General features: G+C 62.1%; 6 protein-coding genes. 3 read left to right on the top strand and 3 right to left on the bottom strand.

From position 1 onward, the window contains the following. A partial coding sequence (gene purB, locus RSB01_RS13115) for an adenylosuccinate lyase (RefSeq protein ID WP_332625625.1) occupies positions 1 to 870 on the bottom strand: 870 nt, incomplete at its 3' end. A 210-nt stretch (positions 871 to 1,080) separates the two neighbouring features. Between purB and RSB01_RS13110 the strand changes: the two genes are divergently transcribed. Together RSB01_RS13110 and RSB01_RS13105 are read left to right on the top strand one after the other, a co-directional pair. Continuing rightward, on the top strand, positions 1,081 to 1,401 hold the full coding sequence (locus RSB01_RS13110; RefSeq protein WP_332591366.1) for a multidrug efflux SMR transporter: 321 nt from the start codon (positions 1,081 to 1,083) through the stop codon (positions 1,399 to 1,401). A 26-nt stretch (positions 1,402 to 1,427) separates the two neighbouring features. Further along, entirely contained in the window at positions 1,428 to 2,078 is a 651-nt protein-coding gene (locus RSB01_RS13105) for a glutathione S-transferase (RefSeq protein WP_332591367.1), read from the top strand. A 211-nt stretch (positions 2,079 to 2,289) separates the two neighbouring features. Here the strand turns inward: RSB01_RS13105 and RSB01_RS13100 are convergent, their stop codons facing one another. Together RSB01_RS13100 and RSB01_RS13095 are read right to left on the bottom strand one after the other, a co-directional pair. Next, positions 2,290 to 4,026 (bottom strand): lytic transglycosylase domain-containing protein, encoded by a 1,737-nt coding sequence (locus RSB01_RS13100; RefSeq protein ID WP_332591368.1) that lies wholly within the window; start codon positions 4,024 to 4,026, stop codon positions 2,290 to 2,292. A 121-nt stretch (positions 4,027 to 4,147) separates the two neighbouring features. Then, the gene (locus RSB01_RS13095; protein ID WP_332591369.1) at positions 4,148 to 4,936 is read right to left on the bottom strand and encodes a uracil-DNA glycosylase; all 789 of its coding nucleotides are present in this window, start codon (positions 4,934 to 4,936) and stop codon (positions 4,148 to 4,150) included. Between the two features lie 191 nt (positions 4,937 to 5,127). On the opposite strand from RSB01_RS13095, the gene RSB01_RS13090 reads away from it, so the two are divergent. Then, the coding region (locus tag RSB01_RS13090) for an NAD(P)/FAD-dependent oxidoreductase (RefSeq protein ID WP_332625626.1) at positions 5,128 to 6,146 on the top strand (1,019 nt) is incomplete at its 3' end.

Below are 6,146 nucleotides of genomic sequence, written 5' to 3'. Positions count from 1 at the left end.
CGACGAGCGGACGAGGCGCGCCAGACCCGTCAGGTTTTCGGTCAGGATCGGGTTGCGCTTGTGCGGCATGGCCGACGAGCCCTTTTGACCCTTGTCGAAGAACTCTTCGGCTTCGAGGACTTCGGTGCGTTGCAGGTGGCGGATTTCAACGGCCAGACGCTCGATCGACGAGGCGATCACGCCCAGAGCGGCGAAATAGGCAGCGTGGCGGTCGCGCGGGATGACCTGCGTCGAGACCGGCTCTACGGCCAGACCCATCTGGTCGGCGACGTATTGTTCAACTTCCGGCGAGACGTTGGCGAAGGTGCCAACCGCGCCCGAGATGGCGCAGGTGGCAATCTCTTCACGGGCGGTCACCAGACGACGACGGGCGCGCTGCCATTCGGCGTGATAACCGGCCAGTTTCAGGCCAAAGGTTACCGGCTCGGCATGGATGCCGTGCGAACGGCCGACACAGACGGTGTATTTGTGTTCCTTGGCGCGGGTTTCCAGCGCGGCCAGCACGCGGTCAACACCTTCCAGCAGCAGATCCGAAGAACGCGCCAGTTGCACGGCAAAGCAGGTGTCCAGCACGTCCGACGAGGTCATGCCCTGGTGCAGGAAGCGGGCTTCGTCACCGACGATTTCCGCAACATGGGTCAGGAAGGCGATGACGTCGTGCTTGGTGGTGCGTTCGATCTCGTCGATGCGGTCGGCATCGAACGTGACATCCTTGCCTTTGGCCCAGATGGCTTCGGCAGCCTCGGTAGGGATGACACCCAGCTCGGCCATCTTGGTGGCGGCGTGGGCTTCGATCTCGAACCAGATTTTATACTTGGTATCCTGGGACCAGATGGCGACGGCTTCGGGGCGGGTGTAGCGCGTGATCATGGACCCGCTCTGTCCTGCTACTAGGGGGTGGAGTCAAGCCGAACAGAGCCTTGTTATGCATGTGTGACGGTGTGGTCATAAAATTTTCACATAGAAAAAGGGTTTTCTCGAGTGATCACTTGTCCTATGTGACCCGCCATCAGGAGGACGACCTCCCCCGCATCGGGCTTCACATCGGGACGACCCGATATGCCATGCAGGGAGTTTGTCGTGGCCTGGATTTTCCTTCTTATTGCCGGTTTGCTTGAAATCGTGTGGGCGACCCTGATGAAGGCGTCTGACGGTTTTACCAAGCTGTGGCCGTCCATCGGGACCATCGGTTTCATGGTGTTGTCCTTTGGTTTGCTGGCCATGGCCATGAAGACCCTGCCTCTGGGCACGGCCTATGCCATCTGGACCGGTATCGGCGCTGTGGGTGCCTTTGTCGTCGGTATTGCCATCATGGGCGAGGCGGTAACGCCGATGCGCGTGGCCGGTGCCTTGCTGATCGTCTCGGGCATTGTTGTGCTGAAGCTGTCGTCCAGCCATTAATACCCTCCGAGCAGAGGGATTAGGCGATGCAACTGACTATCGGCCCGCGTTTGTATTCAACCTGGTCCCTGCGGGGATGGCTGGTGATGAAGCGGACAAGGGCCGATTTTACGGTTCGCAGCGTCGAATATGCCTCTGCTGAACAAAAGGCAGCCCTGCGCGATCATTCGCCGACGGGGCTGGTGCCTGTCTTGCATGTGGTTGACGACACTATCTGGGACACTCTGGCCATTGCCGAGTGGGCCCACGAAACCTATCCGCAAGCGCAACTCTGGCCCGCCGACCCTGTCGCGCGGGCCTATGCGCGTTCGGTAACAGCGGAAATGCACGCGGGGTTTTCCGCCTTGCGCGACCTGTGCGGCATGGGACCGGACCATCCGATTGCAGGCGATGCCCGATGTGACCCTCCATCCGATCCGGCACTGGATAGGGACCTGTCACGACTGGTGTCATTGTGGTGCCAGATGCGACAGCGTTACAGTACGGGTGGTCCGTGGCTGTTTGGCGCTTGGTCGATTGCCGATGCGTTTTTCACGCCGGTTGCGGCGCGGGTGCGTCATTACCGGATCGACCTGTCCTTGCACGGTGATACGGACGGTATAGCGGCGGCCTATATGCAGACGCTTTTGAACCAGCCTGACTTTTTGCAATGGGAAGCCGAAGCACTGGCGTCCTGAAACTGTCATCGTTTCACCATGTTGGAAGAACGATGTTTTTACATTTTTAAAGCTAAGGTCGTGCTCTGGGTTGGGAGAACATGACCGATGCGTTCGATTGATCGTGGCGTGAACTGGCACCGCAAGGCGCGCAACTATGGCATCGTTTCGCTGATGCTGGGCGCAGGCTGGCTGTTGTTACAGTCCGGTCTGGGCTGAAAGCCGCGATGATCTAGCGGGCTTCAGACGGGGTTTCCGTCTGGGCTGTCTGGATCACAGGTGCGGCAATGACAGGGGCTGGCGGGCGATAGTCCAGCGACAGCGGCACACCGGCTGCCCCCGAAACCACAGCATCCAGCGTATTGGTCTTGCCGCCCATCATCCGCTGGTAAATCCAGTAGGCCGCCACGACCTTTTCGACATATTCGCGCGCTTGCGGCACGTCGATAATCTCGATCAGCAATAGCGGATCGGCATCCACACCGACCTTGCGCATGGCGGCGATCATAGGGCCGGGTCCGGCATTGTAGGACGCGACCGTTTTCAGCAGGTCGCCCTTGAATGTCTCGATGGCCAGCAGACGGTTTATATAGTCCTGTCCGACCTTCATATTATGGTTAGCGTTCAGCAGGCGCTGGGGCTGGCGCACATAGGACTGGTCGCCGCTCATATAGGCAGCCGTGGCAGGCATGACCTGCATCAGGCCATAGGCACCGGCACCGGAACGGGCACCGGCGTCAAAAGCAGACTCGCGACGGATCAGCGCATAGACCAGTGCCTGATCCACCGTATAGCCGCCCTCGGGGCTTAGCTCTGGCATCGGATAGTCACTGGCATCAATTGTGGAGGCCGCGCGTTCGGCTGAACGGCTGGGGGCGACCATGCGGTAAAGGTCGGCCCACATCTGGCGGGCTTGGGAGTCGCGCGAGCGGCGCAGGCCGTCGCGGGCCGACTGGGCCGCGTCATTGCGGCGACCGACCTCGAACAGGGCCAGTGCGCGACGTGCCGTTTCATCCTGATGGACAAAGGCGTTCAGGGCACGGGTATCGACCGGAGCCAGTTCCTCGGCAGGGGCGCTCTGGGCGTTCGAGAAATAGGCGCGCGGGCCCTGATTGCGGATCACCATCTCCTCGCCCAACTGGCGCTGGGCGATCTGGCCATAGAAGGTGGCGGGCCAGCGGGCGGCTTGGCGCAGCAGCGGCTGGATACGGTCCTGACGGCCACTGAAACCAGCGGCGCGGGCAGCCCAGAAGGCACCCGATGCGCGCACCCACGGGTCTTCGGTCGGGTCATCGGCGACGTGCAGGAAGGCCTGATAGGCATCGTGATAACGCTGCATCCGCCATGCGGCCAGACCCGAGGTCCACCAGTCACCCAGCTCGATGCCGTTGTCATAGGCCCCTTGCAGGTCGTCACTGTTCAGCATGACGCGGGCGGCGCGGCTGGGGTCGATGCTGGGTTGCCCTGCGCGGGTTACGCTGTCCCATGTGCGGGCGAGGAAACCGCCGGGGCGCGGCGGTGGTGTAGCACCGTCCGGCAGGCGGCGCATGGCCAGCGTATAGACGCGCTCGGCCATGGGCAGATCGGAATAGGTCGTCAGCCAGCCCACAAGCTCGTCATAGGTGGCGACATGGTTGGCGTGGAACAGGCGTTCGAATTCCAGCTCGCCCAGAAGAATACGGTCCTGCACCTGCTGGGCCGTCGCACGGGCGGTTTCCAGATCGCCGCGACGCAGGGCATCGAAGGCGGTGGTGTAGGTCAGGCGGTCCTGACGGCTGAGGGCCGAAGGGGTGTCGGAGTTTTCGTCATAGGCGGCGGTGCCGACAACAGCGGCATAGGCCACCTCGGCATGGCTGGCGGCGGGCAGGGCCAAGGCCAGCGGCAGGGCCAGACCGGCCAGAAGCGGCGCAGAGCGGAAGAATGAGCGGCGCGAGGACGAGGCGCAACGCACCCGAACGACAGATTTCATAAGCGCGGAGGCTCCCTTCGTCGGCATTCTGACGGCGTACACGACCGATCAAAAGCTCTGTGGATTGGTCACCTGATCCGCAAAACATGCCCGTTTTTGGGCGACCGCTCAACTTTTAAGGTTAAAGGCGCGTGCCAAGCGCCAGCATGTCGCGCCAGACGAGGCCCTTGGCTTGCGGTTGTTGCAGCAGGAAACCGGGGTGGAATGTGGTCATGACGGGCAGGGCGGTGTGGCCCTCGGGTGCCCATTCCTGCCAGCGGCCCTGTAGCTTCAAAAGGCTTTCATTGCTGGACAGGATACCGCGTGCGGCGACCGATCCGATCAGCAGAACCGCCTTGGGCTGGAGCAGTTGCACGGCTCGCTCGATGAAAGGCAGGCAGACGGCCTGCTCCTCGGGGGTCGGGGGGCGGTTGCCGGGCGGTTGCCAGAATACAGTTTGCGTCAGATAGGCGCGGTCGGTCAGTTGGGCGGCGGCCAGAATACGGTCCATCAACTGGCCCGCAGGGCTGGAAAAGGCCGCGCCGCGTGCATCGTCTACATCATTGGGGGCATCGCCGATCACCAGAAGATCGGCATTGGCGGCCCCGCGCCCGAACAGGGCAGAGCGTGCGCCCATGCGTTTCAGGCCACAGCCGTCAAAGGCGGCCACAGCGGCGACCAGGGCGTCCATATCCTGTGCGGCGGCAGCCAGTTGGCGCGCCTCGGCTGTGCCGGTGGTGGCATCGGTATTAGACAGAGGACCGCGCGAAACCGGCACAGCGGCCAGTTTTTGCACCGCTGCGGGCGTCGGCATCGGCTGGATAATCGTGTGGTCGAACGGCGCATCCAGATAGCAGGCATCGACCCCGGCATCGCTCCAGAAGGCGAGCAGGGACTCATAGGCGAGCATATCCGGAGAAAGAGTGTTCATCACAGATAAAGCAATAGGGCTTGACCGCCGCCACGTCACCTCCCGATAAGGCGATAACCACGACAAGATTGAGGATTCAGGGGATCATGCCGGAACAGCTCACCGAAGGCGGCGCAAAGAATGCGTGGCAAGAAGCCGTCATCGACAACTTGCCGCCGCTGGAAGCGCTGGCCGGTGTCGAGCGCGAGGTCATGGAATATGACGTCGTCATCGTTGGCGGTGGCCCCGCTGGTCTTTCGGCTGCGATCCGCCTGAAACAGCGCGCAGAAAAAGACGGCAAGGAAATCAGTGTCGCCGTTCTGGAAAAGTCTGCCGAGATCGGTGGCCATATCCTGTCGGGCGCGGTGATTGATCCCAAGGCGCTGAACGAGCTGTTCCCCAACTGGAAAGAGATGGGCGCGCCGCTGGAGACGCCGGTCAAGGAAGACAAATTCCTGATCCTCGGTCCGGCAGGCCAGATCTCGCTGCCGATGTTCGCCCTGCCGCCGTTCATGCACAACCACGGCTGCTATATTGCCTCGCTGGGCAATGTCTCGCGCTGGCTGGCCGAACAGGCGGAAGCTCTGGGCGTCGAAGTCTATCCGGGCATGGCTGCCAGCCACGTCGTCTGGGATGACGAGAGCGGCCGCGTCAAAGGTGTTGTCGCCGGTGTGTTCGGCATCGACCGCGAAGGTAAGCCGACCGGCGACTTCCAGCCGGGTCTGGAACTGCACGGCAAATACGTCTTCATCGCTGAAGGCGTTCGCGGCTCGCTGGCCAAGACCATCATGGCCCGCCACAACCTGTGCGACGCTGCCGATCCGCAAAAGTTCGGTATCGGCATCAAGGAACTGTGGCAGGTCCCTGCGGAAAACCACAAGCCGGGTCTGGTCCAGCACACGACGGGCTGGCCGCTGGATGACAAGACGGGCGGCGGTTCGTTCCTGTACCACTTCGGCGATCGCTATGTGTCGATCGGCTTTGTGACGCACCTGAACTACAAGAACCCGTACCTGTCGCCGTTCGACGAGTTCCAGCGCTTTAAGCACCATGACGCTGTGGCGCACCACCTCGAAGGCGGCACCCGCGTATCCTATGGCGCGCGTGCCATTACCGAGGGCGGTTTCCAGTCGGTTCCGAAACTGGCCTTCCCGGGCGGCGCACTGATCGGTTGCTCGGCCGGCTTCGTCAATGTTCCGCGCATCAAGGGTAGCCACAATGCCATGAAGAC

The sequence above is a fragment of the Brevundimonas sp. genome (assembly GCF_036659295.1).
GTDB lineage: Bacteria > Pseudomonadota > Alphaproteobacteria > Caulobacterales > Caulobacteraceae > Brevundimonas.
Note: the sequence above shows the minus strand (reverse complement) of the source record. Positions and strands in the feature narration are given on the sequence as shown.